Source organism: Curtobacterium sp. MCBD17_021 (assembly GCF_003234525.1).
In the GTDB taxonomy this organism is placed as follows: Bacteria; Actinomycetota; Actinomycetes; order Actinomycetales; family Microbacteriaceae; genus Curtobacterium.
Genome location: NZ_QKTS01000005.1, coordinates 69,975 through 88,165, shown reverse-complemented (window position 1 = coordinate 88,165; position 18,191 = coordinate 69,975). Strand labels below are relative to the sequence as shown.

Below are 18,191 nucleotides of genomic sequence, written 5' to 3'. Positions count from 1 at the left end.
GAACAGTGACCGACGACATCACCACGCTGAGCGCCGCTGCGCTCGCCGACGCCCTCGTGGCCCGCGACGTCTCGAGCGTCGAGGCCACCCAGGCGCACCTCGACCGCATCGCCGCCGTCGACGGGGACGTCCACGCGTTCCTGCACGTCAACCAGAACGCCCTCGCCGCGGCGAAGTCGATCGACTCGCGCCGTGCCGCCGGGGACGACCTCGGGCCGCTCGCGGGCGTGCCCATCGCCGTGAAGGACGTCCTGTGCACGCAGGACATGCCCACCACCTCCGGGTCGAAGATCCTCGAGGGCTGGGTGCCGCCGTACGACGCCACCCCGGTCGCCAAGCTCCGCCGCGCGGGCCTGGTGCCGCTCGGCAAGACCAACATGGACGAGTTCGCGATGGGCTCGTCGACCGAGTTCTCGGCGTACGGTCCGACCCGCAACCCCTGGGACCTCGACCGGATCCCCGGCGGGTCCGGCGGTGGTTCGGCCGCCGCGGTCGCCGCGCACGAAGCGCCGATCGCCCTCGGCTCCGACACCGGCGGGTCCATCCGCCAGCCCGGCGCCGTCACCGGCACGGTGGGCGTCAAGCCGACCTACGGCGGCGTCAGCCGGTACGGCGCGATCGCGCTCGCGTCGAGCCTCGATCAGATCGGCCCGGTGTCCCGCACCGTCCTCGACGCCGCGCTCCTGCACGACGTCATCGGCGGGCACGACCCGAAGGACTCCACGTCGCTCCGCCAGGAGTGGCCGTCGTTCGCCGCCGCCGCGCGGGAGGGCCTGCAGGCCGACTCGCTCCGGGGCGTCCGCATCGGCGTCGTCAAGGAGCTCGCCGGTGGCGAGGGCTTCCAGGCCGGCGTCACCCAGCGCTTCCAGGAGACCGTCGCGCTGCTCGAGTCCGCCGGTGCGGTCGTCGTCGAGATCGACGCCCCGTCGTTCGCCTACGCGATCAGCGCGTACTACCTGATCCTCCCGGCCGAGGCGTCGTCGAACCTCGCCAAGTTCGACTCCGTGCGCTTCGGCCTGCGGGTCACCCCCGAGGGCGGGGCCACGGTGGAGGACGTCATGGCCGCCACGCGCGAAGCCGGCTTCGGTCCCGAGGTCAAGCGCCGCATCATCCTCGGCACGTACGCGCTGAGCGCCGGCTACTACGACGCCTACTACGGCAGCGCGCAGAAGGTCCGCACGCTGGTGCAGCGGGACTTCGCCGCCGCGTTCGACCAGGTCGACCTGCTCATCAGCCCGTCGGCGCCCACCACGGCGTTCAAGATCGGTGAGCGCATCGACGACCCGCTCGCGATGTACCTCAACGACCTCACCACGATCCCGGCGAACCTGGCCGGCGTGCCCGGCATGAGCATCCCGAACGGCCTGGCTCCCGAGGACTCCCTGCCGACCGGTGTCCAGCTGATGGCCCCGCAGCGCGAGGACGCCCGGCTCTACCGGGTCGGCGCCGCCCTCGAGCGCCTGCTCGAACAGCAGTGGGGCGCCCCGCTCATCTCCCGGATCCCGAACCTGGACGCCGCACAGCAGTCCGCCGCAGAGGAAGGTGTCATCTGATGGCCAAGGACGCACTCATGGACTTCGACGAGGCGATCGAGCGGTTCGAACCGGTCCTCGGCTTCGAGGTGCACGTCGAACTCGCGACGGCGACCAAGATGTTCTCGGACGCGCCGAACTTCTTCGGCGGCGAACCGAACACGAACGTGACCCCGGTCGACCTCGGGCTGCCCGGGTCCCTGCCGGTCGTCAACGAGCAGGCCGTGCGCTACTCGATCCAGCTCGGGCTCGCGCTCGGCTGCTCGATCGCCGAGAGCTCGCGGTTCGCGCGGAAGAACTACTTCTACCCGGACAACCCGAAGAACTACCAGATCTCGCAGTACGACGAGCCCATCGCGTTCGAGGGCGAGGTCGAGGTCGAACTCGCCGACGGCACGATCTTCCAGGTGCCGATCGAGCGCGCCCACATGGAGGAGGACGCGGGCAAGTTGACGCACGTCGGCGGTGCCACCGGTCGCATCCAGGGCGCCGAGTACTCCCTGGTCGACTACAACCGTGCCGGCGTCCCGCTCGTCGAGATCGTCACGAAGCCGATCATCGGCGCGAAGGAGCGCGCGCCCGAGCTCGGTGCCGCGTACGTGCAGGTCATCCGTGACCTCGTGCGTGCGCTCGGCGTCTCCGAGGCCCGGATGGAGCGCGGGAACCTGCGCTGCGACGCGAACATCTCGCTGCGCCCCTGGGGCCAGGAGAAGCTCGGCACCCGCACCGAGACGAAGAACGTCAACTCGTTCCGGGCGGTCGAACGTGCCATCCGCTACGAGATCCAGCGCCAGGCTGCGATCCTCGCCGCCGGGGGGACGATCACGCAGGAGACCCGGCACTGGCACGAGGACACCGGGCGCACGTCGGCGGGACGACCGAAGTCGGACGCGGACGACTACCGGTACTTCCCGGAGCCGGACCTGCTGCCCGTGGTGCCCGACCCCGCCCTGATCGAGGAACTGCGCGCTGCGCTGCCCGAGGCTCCGGTCGCACGTCGTCGTCGTCTCAAGGGCGAGTGGGGCTTCGCCGACCTCGAGTTCCAGGACGTCGTCAACGGCGGGCTCCTCGACGAGGTCCAGGCCACCGTCGCCGCCGGTGCCGCTCCGCAGGCCGCCCGCAAGTGGTGGACCGGCGAGATCAGCCGCGTCGCCAACGCCCAGGACGCCGCTCCCGGTGACCTCGTGTCCCCGGAGCACGTCGCCGAGGTCATCGCGCTCGTCGAGTCCGGCGACCTCACCGACCGGCTCGCGCGTCAGGTCCTCGAGGGCGTCATCGCCGGCGAGGGCTCGCCGGCCCAGGTCGTCGAGGCGCGTGGGCTGAAGGTCGTCTCGGACGACTCGGCGTTGACCGCCGCGGTCGACGAGGCCCTGGCCGGACAGCCCGACGTGCTGCAGAAGATCCGTGACGGCAAGGTGCAGGCCGCCGGCGCGATCATCGGCTCCGTGATGAAGGCCATGAAGGGCCAGGCGGACGCGGCGCGTGTCCGTGAGCTGGTCCTGGAGCGCGCACAGCAGCAGTAGGCGCACGTCCCCCGGACCGGAGGCCCGTGGCGGATCCGCCACGGGCCTCCGGTCCGTCCAGGGACGGCTGCGCGACCGGTCCGCGTCCGTGTTCCATGGCCTCCGGCTCATCCTGGGGACACGTCAGCGATCCGGTGACAGGATGGAGCGTGTCAGCAACGATCCGAGCCATCGGTACCGCCGTCCCGCGGACCACCCTCGGGCAGGCCGAGGTCCGTGACCTCTTCGCCGCCCAGCCCGGTCTGGGGCGGCTGGCGTCGCGGCTCGTCCCGGCGGCGTTCGGCGCGTCCGAGGTGGAGCACCGGCACAGCGTCCTGCCGGAACTCGATGCCGCCGCGGCGCCCGGCCCCTTCCGTGATGCGGACGGCGTCCTCACCTCGCCGAGCACCGGGATGCGCAACGACCGGTTCCGCGAGCTCGCGCCACCGCTCTTCGTCGGCGCCGCCCGTGACGCCCTCGCCCGCGCCGCCGTCGACCCGGGGACGGTCACCCACGTCGTGACCGTGTCCTGTACCGGGTTCACGCAGCCAGGGCCGGACCTGGCGATCGTGGAGGAACTCGGGTTGCCGCGGAACGTCTTCCGTCAGCACATCGGCTTCATGGGCTGCTTCGCGGCGTTCCCCGCGCTCCGGATCGCCGACGCGTTCGTCGGCGCCGACCCGTCAGCGGTCGTGCTCGTGGTCTGCGCCGAGCTCTGCACGCTGCACGTGCGGAACTCCGAGGACCCGGACCAGATCGTCGCGAACAGCGTCTTCGGGGACGGCGCGGCCGCCGCGGTCGTCACCGCTGACGGTCCGGGCCTGCGGCTCGACGCGTTCACGACCATGGTGCTGCCCGAAGGGGCGAGCGAGATGGCGTGGAACATCGGCGACGAGGGCTTCGAGATGGTCCTCAGCACCGCGGTGCCGAAGCTCATCGGTGTGCACGCCGAGGAGGCGGTCGCGCCGCTGCTCGACCCGCGCGGCTGGACGCCGGACGACGTGCCGGTGTGGGCCGTGCACCCGGGCGGCCGGGCCATCCTCGACCGCACGCAGGACGCCCTCCACCTGCCCGACAGTGCGTTGACGGCCAGCCGCACGGTGCTGCGGGAGCACGGCAACATGTCGAGCGCGACGGTCCTGTTCGTCCTCCGGGAGGCGCTCGCAGCGGACCCCGCCGACGGCACCCCCGTCGTCGCGCTGGCCTTCGGGCCGGGGCTGACGGTGGAGGCCGCGGCCCTCACGGTGGTGGAGGCGTGACGGACCGGATCGACCTGTCCACCCGCGCCGTCGACCTGCGCGAACTCATGGACGATCCGGACTGTGACCCCGCGACCCTCGACCGCACCTTCCGACGGTTCGCCGTCGTCAACGCCGCCGTGAGCGGCTGGCGATCCGTGTGGCAGACGCACGTGGTGCCTGCGCTGCCGGCGACCGGCCGGGCACGCGTGCTCGACCTCGGCTGCGGGGGCGGAGACCTCGCCCGGTCGCTGACCCGGTGGGCTCGGGGTGACGGCTTCGACCTCGAGGTCGTCGGTGTCGACCCGGACCCGCGGGCGATCCGGGCGGCCGAGCGGCGGTCCGCCCCCGGGGTCACCTTCCGGCAGCAGTCGAGCGCCGAGCTCGTGGCCGCCGGGGAGCGGTTCGACGTGGTCGTCTCGAACCACGTGCTGCACCACCTCGGCGACACCGAGCGCGACGCGTTCCTGCGCGACTCCGCGGCGCTCGCCGTGTCACGGAGCGTGCACTCCGACATCCGGCGGTCCGCAGCCGCCTACCGGCTGTACGCGGTCGGGTCGGTGCTCGTCACCGCGGGGACGTTCATCCGTGAGGACGGGCTGCGCTCCATCCGACGGAGCTTCACGGTGCCGGAGCTGGCCGCCGCCCTGCCACCCGGGTGGCGCGCCGAGCCGGCGTCCCCGCACCGAGTCCTCGCGGTGCGCGACTGACCCCCCCCGCTGTGGCGAGACAGGGACCCTACGGCCGCAGCAGCACCTTGATCGCCCGGCGCTCGTCCATCGCGGCGTACGCCTCGGCGGCGTCGTCGAGCGGCAGCTCGAGGTCGAACACGCGGCCCGGGTCGATCGTGCGCGCGAGCACGTCGGGCAGCAGCTCCTCGATGTAGGCGCGGGCCGGGGCCATCCCACCGCCGACCGTGATGTTCCGGGCGAACAGGAACGGCATCGGCAGTTCCGGGTCACCCGCGGGCACGCCGACGTAGCCGACGTTGCCGCCCGGACGGACGACCCGCAGTGCCTGGTCCATGCTCTCCGCCGTGCCGACGGCCTCGAGCGCGCAGTCGGCCAGGTCGCCGCCGAGCAGGTCGCGCACCGCCTGGACGCCCTCGTCGCCGCGGGCCTCGACGATGTCGGTCGCCCCGAACTCGCGTGCGAGGGCCTGCCGGTCGGCGTGCCGGCTCATGGCGATGATCCGCTCCGCGCCGAGCCGCGAGGCGGCCAGGACACCCGACAGGCCGACCGCGCCGTCACCGACCACGACGACGGTCTTGCCGGGGCCGACCTCGGCGGAGACCGCCGCGTGGTGTCCGGTCGAGAAGACGTCCGACAGCGTCAGCAGGGACGGCACGAGGTCGTCGTCCACGGGGCCCGGCACGACGACCAGGGTGGCCGCGGCGTCCGGCACGCGGACGTACTCGGCCTGCGCGCCGCCGAGCGGGTGGCCGTACGCGTCCGGCGTCACGCCGAAGGTGGAGCGGTGGTCACAGCCGCTCGTCATGCCGTGCGCGCAGGCCTGGCAGGTCCCGTCGTTCGTGGTGAACGGCGCGATGACGAAGTCCCCGACGTGCAGGTCGGTCACCTCGTCGCCGACCTGGTCGACGACGCCGACGAACTCGTGGCCGATCGCGCGCGGCTCCGCGGTGTCCCGGACGCCCCGGTACGGCCAGAGATCGGAGCCGCACACGCAGGCGGCGGTGATGCGGACCACGGCGTCGGTCGGCTCGATGATCGTCGGGGCGTCACGCTCCTCGACGCGGATGTCGCGAGGGGCGTGGATGACTGTTGCGCGCACGGGGAGTGCCTTCCGTCGTGATGGTGGGGGACCGGCCGGTCGACGTCGTCCGGCCGCCCGTCGACAGTACGCTCGTGCGGGTGGACGAGGACCGGTACGGCAGTGACGTGCTCTCGGGCGACTGGCGCTCGCGCGGCGTGCGGAAGGTGCGGCAGGTGCCGCTCGAACGGGACATGGTGCTCGAGGACCCCGCCTCCGGGTGGGCCGGCGCCGTGGTCGGGCTCGAGGCGGGCACCGTGTCGCTCGAGGACTGGAAGGGTCGCACCCGCGCCTTCCCCTTCACCGGGCAGTTCCTGCTCGAGGGCGAACTCGTCACACTGACCCGCCCACAGGCACCCGTCGGCCGCTCCGCCGCCGCGGCGCCGCCGGCCAGGACGAGCGGACCTGCCGGGAGGCCCGACCCGGCCCCGGCGGTCCGGCGTGCGCCCGAGGGTGGTCGCCTCCGCACCGCGTCCGGGTCGTTCGCGGTCGAGCAGCAGCGCGCCCGCGTGGCCCTGCCGAGCCGGATCATGGTGGAGGGCAAGCACGACGCCGAACTCGTCGAGAAGGTGTGGGGCGCGGACCTCCGGGTCGAGGGCGTCGTGGTCGAGGAGCTCTCCGGCGTCGACAACCTCGCCGACGTCCTCGACGACTTCCGGCCGACCCGGGAGCGCCGGGTCGGCGTGCTCGTGGACCACCTGGTGCCGGGCTCGAAGGAGTCCCGGTTCGCGGACGCCGTGATGCGTGGGAAGTGGGGCGCACACGTGCTCGTCGTCGGGCACCCGTTCGTGGACGTCTGGCAGTCGGTGAAGCCCGCGCGGGTCGGACTGCGCGAGTGGCCGACGATCCCGCGGTCGATCGAGTGGAAGGCCGGCATCTGCCAGGCGCTCGGGTGGCCGCACGCGGAGCAGGCCGACATCGCCCGGGCGTGGCAGCGGATCCTCGGACAGGTGCGGACCTTCGCCGACCTCGAGCCGCAGCTGCTCGGCCGGGTCGAGGAGTTGATCGACTTCGTGACCGAAGCAGCCTGATCCGCTGCCTGCCGGCGGCGCCCCGCGCCTCCCGGCCGAGACGCCGTCGCCGGACCGGCGCGCTCCGGCCGACGAGTTCCGTCGTCCGCCCCGAGCCTCGGCGCAGATCCCGGGCGCGCCGCTTACGCTGACGGGATGGACGGCATCGACGGACGCGTGCGGAACGCCGTCGACGTCTGGCTGCGCTGGCTGCCGCGGTGGCAGATCGGCTCCGCCCGCCCGCGCACCCGGATCTGCCGACGCTGCACCGGCTCGCCGGTCGCTGCGGCAGCGGGATTCGGCCCGGACGTGCCGCACCCCGTCCAGCACGCGTTGATCGGTCGGATGGCGGTGATCGTCGAGGACGCCGTCGACGAGTACACCGCGAGGAACCTGCCGCTGCTCCAGCGCGAACTCGAGCGCGCCGCGGCCCGCAGACGGCGCGCCGGGTACCAGCCGGCCGAGGGGCTCGAGCCGGAGTTCCAGGGCCTCGACGTCGACCCGCAGCCGCAGCCCGGGGAGCCGTTCCTGTTCACGCTCGGTGAGCTCGCCGGTACCGGCGCGAGCGAGCAGGAGCCGCGGGAGCCGCTGTCGGACGAAGCGAAGGCCGCGCTCCGGCACGAGATCGAGCTGTCCGACGAGTGTGCTCGGTCCACCGGCACGGCCGTGTGCCTGGCGCTCATCGACCACCGGGAGCGGATCGCCGAAGCGGTCGAGCGCCTGGTGGAACCGCAGATCGCGGCGCTCGTGTCCGACATGTTCCGCGGGCTGGACGGCCCGGACGAGGGCCGTCGCGGCGGACTGTTCTAGCGCCGGGCGGGGCGCTCCGCGCCGCGCGCCGGGCTCCGGCGGTCCCGGGTACGCAGGACGAGCCGGGCGAGCAGCCGCCACCCGACCAGGAACACCCCGAGCACGATCGTCGTGACGACGACGAACGAGATCGGCAGCGGGTTCCCGTCGACCACGCCCTGCCCGGTGGCGACCCGGATCGCCAGGCCGACGAACACCGTCAGGACCCACACCACGACCCCGGTGGGCCAGGTCGCTAGCGGACGCGACCACGCCCCGGACGTCACGTACGCGATCGCCCAGCCCGCCAGGAACGGGAAGGCAGTCGTCCACAGTCCGAGCGGCGCGAACGGTTCGCCGTGCGAACTCCGCCCGATCACGGCGAACGCCACGATGAGCACGACGTCGACGACCGCCGCGAGCCAACCCCAGGTACGAGTCTCCACACGTCCATCCTCGCAGGCGACCGGGTGTCCACAGGCAGCCGGCTGTTCACCGTCCCGTCACGTGCCGTTGGGACGGCCCTCCCACCATGGAGCGGTGACGACGCTCGAGAGCCCGGCCCCCGCACCCACCGGGAGGCCCGCCCTCCGTCCGCCACGGGTCGTCGCCTCCCGCGGTGCGCCGCGCGTCCGCCGCGAGAACACCCTGCCGGCCGTCGCGGTCGCCGAGGCGCTCGGCGCGGACGTCATCGCGGTCGACGTGCGCCGCACGGCCGACGACGTCGCGGTGCTGCTGCACGACGCGACCCTCGGCCGGATGTGGGGCGACGGACGCCGGGTGTCGGACGTCTCGTGGTGCGACGTCGCCAGGCTCGGCAACGGGCTCGACCGCATCCCGCGGCTCGACGCCGTGCTCGAACGGTTGGAGGGCTGCTCGGCGACGCTGCTGGTCGGGCTCGCCGACCCCGCCGACGCCGAGGTGGCGGTCCGCACGGTGCAGGGCGTCGCCGGCACCGCGGTCGTCGCCTGGCGCGGATCCACCGCCGCGATGCGGGCGGTCCGGGCGCTGCTGCCCGAAGCAGACGTGTGGATGCCGTGGGACGCGCTCGAGCCCCCGACCGCCGCGCACCTGACGGCGCTGCGACCCTCGACCCTCGACCTCGACGTGGCCTTCCTCACGCCGGCGACCGTCCGCGCGGCACACGCACTGGGCCTGTGCGTCGCGGTGTGGACCGTCGACGACCCGGAGCCGACGCGGTGGGCGACACGACTCGGCGCCGACCTGCTCCTCACCGAGGACGTGGCGACCGTGCACGCCGTGCTCGCCGCTGCGGAGCGGGACGGGTGGGACGTGCCCCGACGCGAGCCGACCGAGCCGGAGGTCGCCGGGCGTGCGCAGGCCCTGGCCCACCGGATCGCACACGAGGTGATCGCGTTCACCCGGGAGCACCGGATCAGCACGGACGCCGGGGACGCGGCCGCCCGGGTCGTCGACGTGGACCGGTCGATCGAGCAGCACGTCCGCGGACGGGTCCGGGCAGCGTTCCCGGAGCACGGTTTCACGGGCGAGGAGTACGGCGTCGCCCCCGGGGACAAGCACCGGTGGTACCTCGACCCCGTCGACGGCAGCACCAACCTGGCGAACGGCGTGCCCTGGACGAGCACCTCGCTGTGCCTGACGCGCTCCGGGCGACCCGTCGTCGGCGTCGTCGCGGACCCGTGGCGGGGCGAGGTCCTGGAGGCCCGACGCGGCCGGGGCGCGACCGAACGCGACCGCGTCCTGCGACTCGACGACGCTCCGCGGGCCCTGGCCGGTGCCGTCGTCGGCACCGAGCTCGACGGGCACCGGCCGTGGCCCGGCTTCACCGCGTTCGTGGCGGCGCTCGCCGCGAGGTCCTGCTCGGTCCGGGTGACGGGGTCCGGCACGCTGACCATCGCCCAGGTCGCCGCCGGACGGGGGATCGGCGCGTGCACGCCGGCGTTCGACCCGGTCGACCACGGCGCCGCGGTCCTGCTCGTGCACGAGGCCGGCGGCCTCGTCCTCACCCTCGACGGCCCGGTGTCGGAGTTCCCGCCGGTGGGCGCGCCGTTCCTCGTGGCGCACCCCGGCGCGGCCGACGAGTTGCACGAGGTGTGGTCGGCGGCGTTGCGCGGCTCCGAGTCGTGACCGTGACGCTCCGCGGCTGCTTCTGAGCACACACCCAGTCAGCCGGAGCCGTCGGTGCCTACCGTGGGCGCCAGCGGGCACGGTGTCCGCACGAAGGAGCACGTCATGGGATTCCTCGACCGTCTGCTCGGCCGCGAGGAGCGTCCGCAGCAGCCACGACCCGGTGCAGGCCAGCAGGGGTACCAGTACGGCCAGCAGTCCTACCAGCAGCCGTACGGCGCGACCGGACAGCCGTACGGCGCGACCGGACAGCCGTACGGCGCAACCGGACAGCCGTACGGCGCACCGCAGCAGCCGGGCGGTGCCGACGACGAGCGCGCCGTCGCCCGCTACCGCTACCTGCTCCGGACCGCTCCGCCCGAGCGCATCGAGGAGGTCCACGCCGAGGCCTTCGCGCAGTTGACGCCCGAGCAGCGCCGGATGGTCTACGAGGAGTTCACGCGCACCGCACCCGCCGGTGACGCCCCGCGTGGCGACGACCCGCGCTCCCTCGCCCAGTCGGCGACCCGTTCGGAGCTCCGGCAGCCCGGGTACATGGAGCGGTCGCTCGGCGGCATCGGCGGCGGTGGTGGGTTCGGTGGTCGACAGGGTTCCGGCTTCGGCAGCATGCTCGGTGCCTCGCTGCTCGGCACCGTCGGCGGGTACGTGATCGGGTCCGCCCTGATGAGCGCCTTCCTGCCCGACCCCGGTTCGTTCGACGGTGGAACCGATGCAGGGGGTGCGGATGACGGTGGCGCAGGGGACACTGGTGAGGGATCCGGCGACGGCGGTGCGACCGACGGCGGCGGGACCGAGAACGCCTCCTGGGGCGACGGTGGATCCGACTGGGGCGGTGCGTCCGACGGCGGTGGGTTCGACCAGGGCTTCAGCGACTTCGGTGGCGGCGACTTCGACGTCTGAGTGACGCCGGTCGCTCCTCCGACCCACTGGTGTCCGGCCGGTCACGAAGGAGCGACATGGCGATCATCGAGGCCTCCGGCCTGACCAAGACCTACCGATCGAAGTCGGGGCCGGTGCACGCCCTGACCGGTCTCGACCTCTCGGTGCCCGAGGGCACCGTCACCGCGCTGCTCGGGCCGAACGGCGCCGGCAAGACGACCACCGTCAAGGTGCTCACCACGCTCGTCGAACCCGACGCGGGGTCGGCCCGGGTGGCCGGTGTCGACGTCGTCGCCGATCCCCAGGGCACCCGCCGTGCGATCGGCGTCTCGGGGCAGTACGCCGCGGTCGACGAGAACCTGACCGGGTTCGAGAACCTCGAGATGATCGGGCGGCTGTACCACCTCGGTCGGCGGGCCGCCCGGGACCGGGCGCGCGAACTCATCGACGTCTTCGGGCTGTCCGAGGCGGGCGACCGCCCGGTCAAGGGCTTCTCCGGGGGCATGCGGCGGCGCATCGACCTGGCCGGAGCGCTCGTGATGAACCCGCGCGTGCTGTTCCTCGACGAACCGACGACGGGGCTCGACCCCCGTAGCCGTCTCGCGCTCTGGGGCATCATCGAGGACCTCGTGACCGACGGCGCCACGGTGCTCCTCACCACGCAGTACCTGGAAGAGGCCGACCAGCTCGCCGACGACATCGCCGTGATCGACGACGGCCGGGTGATCGCCGAGGGCACCGCGGACGAGCTCAAGGCGCAGGTCGGCGGGCACCGCGTGGTCGTCACCCTCGTCGACGCCGCGGACGGGGACGCCGCCTCGACCGTGCTCGCGCGGTACGGCACGGGTGACGTCGAGACGAGCGGGGACGGGCGGACCCGGGCGATCGCGGTCGACGCCGGGCCGGCTGCCCTCCAGCGGGTGCTCGCCGACCTCGGTGCGGCCGGGGTCGGACTCCACGACGCGGGCATGCGACGGCCGACGCTCGACGACGTCTTCCTCCGGCTCACCGGGCACGTGGCCACCGAGGACGAGGACGACACGACGACCGTGGCGGGCGGCGGACGGGCCTCCCGGCCTGGCACGAGCGACCGACCACCCGGCGGCGACGACCGGACCACCGTCCCGGTGGACACCACCGGAGCGGAGCACGTCCGATGACCGCCACCACGTCCGCCCTCGGGCGGCAGCTGCCCGTCGTCGTCACCTCGCCGGTCGCGGTCTGGTTCGAGGACGGCTGGACCGTCACGAAGCGGAACCTGACGAAGATCAAGCGGTCGCCGGACATGCTCGTGTTCGCCGTCCTGCAGCCGATCATGTTCGTCCTGCTGTTCAGTCAGGTCTACGGCGGCGCGATCAGCGTCCAGGGCACGGACTACACGCAGTTCCTGATGGCGGGGATCTTCGCGCAGACCGTCGTCTTCGGGGCGACCTTCTCGGGATCGGCCATGGCGCAGGACCTCAAGGAGGGGCTCATCGACCGGTTCCGGACGCTGCCGATGTCGGCGTCCGCGGTGCTCGTCGGGCGGACCAACTCCGACCTGGTGCTCAACGGCATCTCGATGGTCATCATGATGGCGACCGGACTGGCGGTCGGCTGGCGCGTCAACTCGTCACCGCTCGAGTTCATCGGTGGACTCGCGCTCCTGCTGCTGTTCAGCTACGCGTTCAGCTGGGTGATGGCGCTGCTCGGGATGAGCGTCAAGTCCCCCGAGGTGATCAACAACGCCTCGTTCATGATCCTGTTCCCGCTGACGTTCATCTCGAACGCGTTCGTGCCGAGCGAGACCATGCCGCTGGTGCTGCGGGTCTTCGCGGAGTGGAACCCGGTCTCCTCGCTCGTGCAGGCCGCCCGCCAGCTGTTCGGCAACGCCGGCTCGGCGCCCGTGCCCGACGTCTGGACGATGCAGCACCCGATCGCGACCGTGCTCATCGGCATCGCGGTGATGCTCGTCGTGTTCGTGCCCTGGGCGGTGAACAAGTACACCCGGATCAGCAGCAAGTGACGAGGGCTAGTCGCCGCCGAGGATCGCGTCGCGCACCTTCCGGCGCAGCACCTTGCCGATCATCGACCGGGGGAGGTCCTCCACGACCACCACGCGGCGCGGCACCTTGTACGCCGCCAACTGGTCGCGGCACCACGAGCGCAGGGCGTCGGCGTCGAACGAGGCGGGGTCGGACGGGACCACCGCGGCGACGACCTGCTCGTTGCCGGCCTGCGTGATGCCGACCACCGCGACCTCCTTCACGCTGGGGTGCTTGAGGAGTGTGTCCTCGACCTCGGACGGCGAGACGTTGAAGCCGCCCGTGATGATGAGTTCCTTGAGCCGGTCGACGATCCGCACGAAACCGTCCGCGTCGATCGCGACGATGTCGCCGGTGCGGAACCAGCCGTCGGGGGTGAAGACCTCGTCGGTGGCGTCCGCCTTGCCCCAGTAGCCGCTGAACACCTGTGGCCCACGGACCTGCAGCTCGCCGGACTCATCGGTGCCGAGGACCTTCGTCGGGTCGTCGGGGTCCACCACGCGGCACTCGGTCGACGGCAGCGGGAGGCCGATCGCGCCGAGGCGCCGCGCGTCGGACACCGGGTTCGCCATGAGCACGGGTGAGCACTCGGACAGGCCGTACCCCTCGACCAGGAACCCGCCGGTCCGGGCCTCCCACGGCTCGATGACGTCCTTCGACAGCGGCATGGCACCGGAGATGCCGATGTCGATGCCCTGCAGCGACACCCCGGCGGAGTCGGCGGCGTGCTGCAGTCGGGCGTAGATCGGGGGCACGGCGGGCAGGAACGTCGGCGGACGCTTCTTGATCGCGGCCAGGACGAGCGCGGGGTCGAACGCCGGGAAGAGCACGAGTCGGCCGGCGATGCTCATCGCGAAGGTGAGGCAGAGCGTCAGGCCGTACGCGTGGAACATCGGCAGGACGGCGTGCACGACGCTGCCGTCGCCGGCGCTGATCTGCGGGATCCACGCCCGCGCCTGTGCGGCGTTCGCGAGCAGGTTGCGGTGGGTCAGGACGGCGCCCTTCGGGGTGCCCGTGGTGCCCGAGGTGTACTGGATGAGGGCGACGTCGTCGGTTTCTGGGCGCGGGTGCCGCTTCGACAGCTTCCGGGCGGACACGAGGTCGTCCCAGCGGGTCGTGCCGCTCACCGTGGTGGTGAGCTTCGCCCGGGACTCGCGGGCCTTCGCGACCGGCAGCGAGAGTGCGAGCCGGGTGCTCCGCGGCATCGCCCGGGTCAGGTCGACCGAGACGATCGCGTCGAGGGCGACGTCCTTCGGGAAGTCCTGCAGCGTGGCCACCGACTTGTCCCACGCGATCGCCACCCGGGCGCCGTGGTCCTCGAACTGGTGCCGGAGTTCGCGCGGCGTGTAGAGCGGGTTGTGCTCGACGACGATCGCCCCGAGCCGCAGGACCGCGTAGAACGCGACCACGTGCTGCGGGCAGTTCGGCAACACCAGGGCCACGCGGTCGCCCTTCGTGACGCCGAGCTTCCGCAGGCCGTTCGCCGCACGGGCGATGTGCTCGTCGAGTTCGGCGTACGTCGTCGTCCGCTTGAAGAACTCCAGCGCCACCGCCTTCGGGAAGCGTTCTGCCGACCGCTCGACGAGGTCCGGCAGGGACCCCGTCATCGGCTCGATGTCGTTCGGGACCCCTGAGGCGTACGAGGCAAGCCAGGGACGAGGCGTGTCGATGCTCACGCCGTCCAACCTAGCGGGCGGACCCGAGCCGTTGTCAGGCGCGTTCCGTGGCCGAGGTCAGGGCTCGCTGTCAGGGGCCCGACGGACCATGGAGCATGTCGTTCGTCACCGATGCGTTCCGCACCCGTCTGCAGGCCACGTTCACGGGCAGCACCTCCGGCACCAGCCCCGAGTGGGTCGACGACCTCGAGCAGGGGACCGACGCCGGCTTCTTCGGCCCCGGGTCGGCCACGTGGTCGGTGCACGGCGGTAACCAGACCATCGTCGCCGGCGTGCGCGCGCTGCTCGTCCAGGCGCTGCACCCGGGTGCCCTGGCGGGTGTGGCCGACCACTCCCGCTACCGAGAGGACCCGTTCGGGCGGCTCGCCGGCACGATCCGCTGGATCTACACGGTCACGCACGGCGACACCGCGACGGCCAGGGCGGGGACCGAGTGGGTGCTCCGGCTGCACGAACGCGTGCGGGGGCAGTACGTCGACGGGCACGGGATCGGCCGGCCGTACACGGCGAACGACCCCGACCTGGCGCGCTGGGTGCACCTGGCGTTCACGGACGCCTTCCTCCGGACCGCGCAGCGCTGGGGTGAGCCCATCCCCGGCGGTGCCGACGCGTACGTCCGCGAGTGGGCGATCGCCGGGCGACTCATGCGCGTCGAGGACGCTCCGGAGACCGAAGCCGCACTCCGGGCGCAGATGGACGGCTACCTCGATCGTGGGGAGCTCGCCGTGACGCCCCGGACCCGCGAGGTCCTCCGCTTCATCAAGAACCCGCCGCTCGCGCAGATGCTCCGGCCCGGGTACCGCGCCATCTACCAGGGCGCGGTGTCCACCCTCGACCCGCGGCACCGGTCGCTCCTCGGCGTCCGCACGCCGTCGATCGGCCCGGTCGAACTGCCGGTCGACCGGGCCACGGGACTCGTCCTCGGCGGCATCAGCAGCGTGCTCGGCGCCCAGACGGGCAGCGAGCGCGCGGCACTGGCCCGCATCGCGCGGCTCGAGCGTGAGGCCGCGGGAGAGCAGGGCATCGGCGCGGCCTGAGGCGATCGTCGGTCGCCGGAGCACGGACGCCAGGCCCGATGCCGGCTGGCCCGGGCCTCCCGCCGCCGGTCCCGGGCCGACGCCTGCGCGACGGTCCGGGCGTGCCGGTGCGGAGCCTCCCGTCCGAGGGGACGACGCCGCCGTCAGAAGCCGGACGGCACCCGCGGCGTGTACGCCTGCTCGAGTCGCGCGACCTCGTCCTCGGTCAGGGTGATCGCGGTGGCCGCGACCGCGTCGTCGATGTGGTGCTCCTTCGTCGCGCCGATGATCGGCGCGGAGACCGCGGGCTTGCCGGCGACCCACGCCAGGGCGATCTGCGCCATGCTCGCACCGCGATCCTCGGCGACCTGACCGACCGCGTCCACGATCGCACGGTTCGCGTCCTCGTCCTGGCGGTACAGGGTCTTGCCGAACTCGTCCGTGTCGGCACGTGAGCCGGACCCCTGCGCGTCCCAGGGTCGGGTGACCTTGCCGCGGGCGAGCGGGCTCCACGGGATCACACCGACACCCGTGTGCGCGCAGAACGGGTGCATCTCGCGCTCCTCCTCGCGTTCGAGCAGGTTGTACTGGTCCTGCATCGCGACGAACTGCGTCCACCCGTGCCGCTCGGCGACGTGCTGCATCTCGGCGAACTGCCACGCCCACATGCTCGAGGCACCGATGTAGCGCGCCTTGCCGGACTTGACGACGTCGTGCAGTGCCTCCATCGTCTCCTCGACCGGGGTGGCCGGGTCGAACCGGTGGATCTGGTAGAGGTCGACGTAGTCCGTGCCCAGGCGGGTCAGCGATGCGTCGATCTCGTGCATGATCGCCGCACGCGACAACCCCGCGCCGTTCCGGCCGGGGCGCATGCGGTTGAAGACCTTCGTGAAGACCTGGACCTCCTCGCGCGGGGCGAGTTCCTTGAGGAGCATCCCGGTGATCTCCTCGCTGCTGCCGGCGGAGTAGACGTTCGCGGTGTCGAACGTCGTGATGCCGGACTCGAAGGCGCGGCGGACGAAGGGGCGAGCGTCGTCGAGGCCGACGCTCCAGGCGTGCGAGCCCTCGGCCGGGTCGCCGTAGGACATCATCCCGAGGATCACACTCGAGATCTCGAGGCCGGTGCTGCCGAGGCGGGTGGTGGGGACGGTCGTGTCGGACATACGGGGTCCTTCCGTGACGTGTGTGGTGCGGCGTCAGGCGTCGGAACGGGCGTCGCGCCCGGTCACCGCGAGGAGCTTCACCTGCAGCGGAGCATCGTCGTCCACCTGCACTGGTGCCGCGTACAGGCCGGTCGCGGCGAGCGACTGGATCTGCGGTTCGAAGTGGGTCCACACCGCCTCGACGAGCTCGCCCGGCAGGTGCTCGTCGCTGCCGGTGGCCCGGGCGAGGTCCCAGGTGTGGATCGCGATGTCGCTCGTCTGCTCGACGAGGTACTCGCCGGCACTCACCACGTCGGTCGACAGGTGGACCGGGGTGTCCTGCGGTGCCTGGTGCCAGGCCTCGATCGCGGCGCTCGAGTGCCGCTGCCACTCCGCCACGAGGTCGTCGCCGATCGGCTCGAGGTCCGCAGCGGCCTGCTCGTGGTCGCACCCCGTCAGCAGCTTCGGGATCCACCGCTGCTCGTCCACCACGTGTGCGACGAGGTCGCGGGTGGTCCACTCAGAGTCGGGGGTGGGCGCGTCCCAGTCGGTGACGGCGGCGACGCGGCGGCCGAACTCCGCGGCCGCGAGGGTCTGCAGGGCGATCCAGTCGGTGGGCATCGTGATGACTCCTGTTCGGCCGTTGTCCAGCGGTGCTGCGTGCAACTCCCGGGCTGCGGGGAGGATTCCCGCGGGCGGCTCGGGCGCGGTCCACGCTACCGCTCGTCGTGGTCCGCTCGGGGTCGCGCGTCCTGCGGTCCGCACGGTGCGTCGGGGGACTGCGCGGGCCCTCCGGGCTGCCCGCGCGTCCGAGCCCGGACAGCACGGAACCCCGACGCCGAGGGCGCCGGGGCTCCGTGTCGGGGGAGGGGTCAGGCCGCCTGGAGGACGAACTGGACGTCGAGGTTGATGGTGACGTCGTTGCCGAGCGTGAAGCCGCCGGCCTCGAGGGCTGCGTTCCAGTTCACGCCGAACTCGGTGCGGTCGATCTTGGTGGTCGCCTCGGCGCCGAGCTTGACCTGGCCGTAGCCGTCGGTGGTGACGCCGCCGAACTCGGTCTTCAGGGTGACGGGCTTGGTGACGCCGCGCAGCGAGAGCTCGCCGTCGATGAGCATGTCGTCGCCGTCCTCGCGGATGCCGGTCGAGCGGAAGGTCATGTGCGGGTGCTCCTCGGTGAGGAAGAAGTCACCGGTGGCCAGGTGCTGGTCGCGCTGCGGCTGGTTGGTGTTGATGCTCGAGACGTCGATCGAGGCCTCGAGGGTGGTGTCGAGGGGGTTCTCGGCGGTGACGAGCGTCGCGTCGAACTGCTCGAACTTGCCCTTGACCTTGCTGATCGCGAGGTGGCGGACCGAGAAGCTGACCTCGGAGTGGGTCGGGTCGAGCTTCCAGGTGCCGGTGACGTAGCCGGGGATGGCGGAGGCGGTGAGAGCCATGGTGTGTCCTTCTTCGAGCGGTGAGTGCTGGGGCGGACGCGATGGTGCATGCGCCTGCATCGAACCTGATG

General features: G+C 72.6%; 17 protein-coding genes. 11 read left to right on the top strand and 6 right to left on the bottom strand.

Features of this window, described 5'->3' with window-relative positions:
• Window positions 1–5 precede the first annotated feature (5 nt).
• The 4 genes from gatA (at window position 6) to DEI83_RS06575 (ending at window position 4,982) form a co-directional block, all read left to right on the top strand.
• Window positions 6–1,553: an Asp-tRNA(Asn)/Glu-tRNA(Gln) amidotransferase subunit GatA gene (gene gatA, locus DEI83_RS06590; protein WP_111080996.1), complete on the top strand. Its 1,548-nt coding sequence runs from the start codon at window positions 6–8 to the stop codon at window positions 1,551–1,553.
• The gene (gene gatB, locus DEI83_RS06585) at window positions 1,553–3,055 is read left to right on the top strand and encodes an Asp-tRNA(Asn)/Glu-tRNA(Gln) amidotransferase subunit GatB (protein WP_111080995.1); all 1,503 of its coding nucleotides are present in this window, start codon (window positions 1,553–1,555) and stop codon (window positions 3,053–3,055) included. Before gatA ends, gatB begins: the two co-directional genes overlap by 1 nt.
• 149 nt (window positions 3,056–3,204) lie before the next feature.
• Window positions 3,205–4,293 carry a type III polyketide synthase gene (locus DEI83_RS06580; protein WP_111080994.1) on the top strand — a complete coding sequence of 363 codons (1,089 nt, stop codon included), beginning with the start codon at window positions 3,205–3,207 and terminating at the stop codon, window positions 4,291–4,293.
• Window positions 4,290–4,982 (top strand): methyltransferase domain-containing protein, encoded by a 693-nt coding sequence (locus DEI83_RS06575; protein ID WP_258371083.1) that lies wholly within the window; start codon window positions 4,290–4,292, stop codon window positions 4,980–4,982. Before DEI83_RS06580 ends, DEI83_RS06575 begins: the two co-directional genes overlap by 4 nt.
• A gap of 28 nt (window positions 4,983–5,010) precedes the next feature.
• Here DEI83_RS06575 and DEI83_RS06570 read toward each other — a convergent pair whose 3' ends face one another.
• Window positions 5,011–6,063 carry a zinc-dependent alcohol dehydrogenase family protein gene (locus DEI83_RS06570; protein WP_111080993.1) on the bottom strand — a complete coding sequence of 351 codons (1,053 nt, stop codon included), beginning with the start codon at window positions 6,061–6,063 and terminating at the stop codon, window positions 5,011–5,013.
• An 80-nt stretch (window positions 6,064–6,143) separates the two neighbouring features.
• Between DEI83_RS06570 and DEI83_RS06565 the strand changes: the two genes are divergently transcribed.
• Both DEI83_RS06565 and DEI83_RS06560 read left to right on the top strand, forming a co-directional pair.
• Window positions 6,144–7,073 carry a DUF3097 domain-containing protein gene (locus DEI83_RS06565; RefSeq protein WP_111081078.1) on the top strand — a complete coding sequence of 310 codons (930 nt, stop codon included), beginning with the start codon at window positions 6,144–6,146 and terminating at the stop codon, window positions 7,071–7,073.
• Window positions 7,074–7,208: 135 nt separating this feature from the next.
• Window positions 7,209–7,862: a spermidine/putrescine ABC transporter substrate-binding protein gene (locus DEI83_RS06560; RefSeq protein ID WP_111080992.1), complete on the top strand. Its 654-nt coding sequence runs from the start codon at window positions 7,209–7,211 to the stop codon at window positions 7,860–7,862.
• Here the strand turns inward: DEI83_RS06560 and DEI83_RS06555 are convergent.
• Window positions 7,859–8,287: a DUF3054 domain-containing protein gene (locus DEI83_RS06555; RefSeq protein ID WP_111081077.1), complete on the bottom strand. Its 429-nt coding sequence runs from the start codon at window positions 8,285–8,287 to the stop codon at window positions 7,859–7,861. The two genes, DEI83_RS06560 and DEI83_RS06555, sit on opposite strands and share 4 nt — an antisense overlap.
• A 94-nt stretch (window positions 8,288–8,381) precedes the next feature.
• On the opposite strand from DEI83_RS06555, the gene DEI83_RS06550 reads away from it, so the two are divergent.
• From DEI83_RS06550 to DEI83_RS06535, 4 genes are all read left to right on the top strand, one after another.
• Entirely contained in the window at window positions 8,382–9,950 is a 1,569-nt protein-coding gene (locus tag DEI83_RS06550; RefSeq protein ID WP_181431104.1) for an inositol monophosphatase family protein, read from the top strand.
• Window positions 9,951–10,055: 105 nt separating this feature from the next.
• Window positions 10,056–10,850, top strand: coding sequence for a hypothetical protein (locus DEI83_RS06545; protein ID WP_111081076.1), 795 nt, complete (start codon window positions 10,056–10,058; stop codon window positions 10,848–10,850).
• A gap of 56 nt (window positions 10,851–10,906) precedes the next feature.
• Window positions 10,907–11,989: an ATP-binding cassette domain-containing protein gene (locus DEI83_RS06540; protein WP_111080990.1), complete on the top strand. Its 1,083-nt coding sequence runs from the start codon at window positions 10,907–10,909 to the stop codon at window positions 11,987–11,989.
• Complete coding sequence (locus DEI83_RS06535; protein WP_111080989.1) at window positions 11,986–12,834, top strand: ABC transporter permease; 849 nt, start codon at window positions 11,986–11,988, stop codon at window positions 12,832–12,834. Before DEI83_RS06540 ends, DEI83_RS06535 begins: the two co-directional genes overlap by 4 nt.
• Window positions 12,835–12,840: 6 nt before the next feature.
• On the opposite strand, the gene DEI83_RS06530 is transcribed toward DEI83_RS06535, so the two are convergent.
• Window positions 12,841–14,529 carry a long-chain-fatty-acid--CoA ligase gene (locus tag DEI83_RS06530; RefSeq protein WP_111080988.1) on the bottom strand — a complete coding sequence of 563 codons (1,689 nt, stop codon included), beginning with the start codon at window positions 14,527–14,529 and terminating at the stop codon, window positions 12,841–12,843.
• A gap of 95 nt (window positions 14,530–14,624) precedes the next feature.
• Here DEI83_RS06530 and DEI83_RS06525 point away from each other — a divergent pair, with 95 nt between their 5' ends.
• Window positions 14,625–15,566, top strand: a complete 942-nt coding sequence (locus DEI83_RS06525; protein WP_111080987.1) for an oxygenase MpaB family protein — start codon at window positions 14,625–14,627, stop codon at window positions 15,564–15,566.
• Between the two features lie 143 nt (window positions 15,567–15,709).
• Here DEI83_RS06525 and DEI83_RS06520 read toward each other — a convergent pair whose 3' ends face one another.
• The 3 genes from DEI83_RS06520 to DEI83_RS06510 all read right to left on the bottom strand — a co-directional run bounded on the left by DEI83_RS06520 (window position 15,710) and on the right by DEI83_RS06510 (window position 18,120).
• Window positions 15,710–16,708, bottom strand: a complete 999-nt coding sequence (locus DEI83_RS06520; protein WP_111080986.1) for an aldo/keto reductase — start codon at window positions 16,706–16,708, stop codon at window positions 15,710–15,712.
• 33 nt (window positions 16,709–16,741) lie between these two features.
• The gene (locus DEI83_RS06515; RefSeq protein WP_111080985.1) at window positions 16,742–17,308 is read right to left on the bottom strand and encodes a TIGR03086 family metal-binding protein; all 567 of its coding nucleotides are present in this window, start codon (window positions 17,306–17,308) and stop codon (window positions 16,742–16,744) included.
• A gap of 251 nt (window positions 17,309–17,559) precedes the next feature.
• Window positions 17,560–18,120, bottom strand: a complete 561-nt coding sequence (locus DEI83_RS06510; protein ID WP_111080984.1) for a YceI family protein — start codon at window positions 18,118–18,120, stop codon at window positions 17,560–17,562.
• Window positions 18,121–18,191: the final 71 nt, after the last annotated feature.